1 pseudogene is annotated in these 427 nt (G+C 60.0%); it reads right to left on the bottom strand.

Annotated elements, in window-relative coordinates:
• Nucleotides 1-296: 296 nt before the first annotated feature.
• A pseudogene (locus BQ17_RS20695) lies at nucleotides 297-427 on the bottom strand (iron-sulfur cluster carrier protein ApbC); the annotation flags it as partial.

Here is a 427-nt window from a genome sequence, read left to right as displayed (position 1 = left end):
TATTTGGCGTTGGTTGTGGGAAAAGATCCCTCCTGCATCGGGACAAGTCTGACGTGTTGGGTTACGGCGCGTTCGGCCCTGTCGCTCGGTACTTCGGGATCGGACAGCGCGCCTAACCCAACCTACACTTAAAGCGAGGTCCGCGCGGGCAGGCCACGCGGGGGTAATGTGGGTGTAGGTTGCGTTAAGACGCCGACACTGACCTGGCAGACGATCATCGAGCCCCTGGGCGTCGAACGCAACACGTCCGGTTCCCCAAACAGCGCCAAATCATCCAGGATTGCTCAAGACCCTGCTCAATTGTTCTGGATCACGATCCGTGGGAACTTGGCCGCATAATCCTTCGCCTGCAGGGACAGCTTGGCCGCGGTCCTGCGGGCAATCTCCCGGTAGATCTCGCTGATGCGTGAATCGGGCTGAGCCACGA

Source organism: Candidatus Thiosymbion oneisti, assembly GCF_900092655.1.
In the GTDB taxonomy this organism is placed as follows: Bacteria; Pseudomonadota; Gammaproteobacteria; order Chromatiales; family Chromatiaceae; genus Thiosymbion; species Thiosymbion oneisti.
The sequence above is the reverse complement of the archived record's forward strand: the minus strand, read 5'-3'. Positions and strand labels throughout refer to the sequence as shown.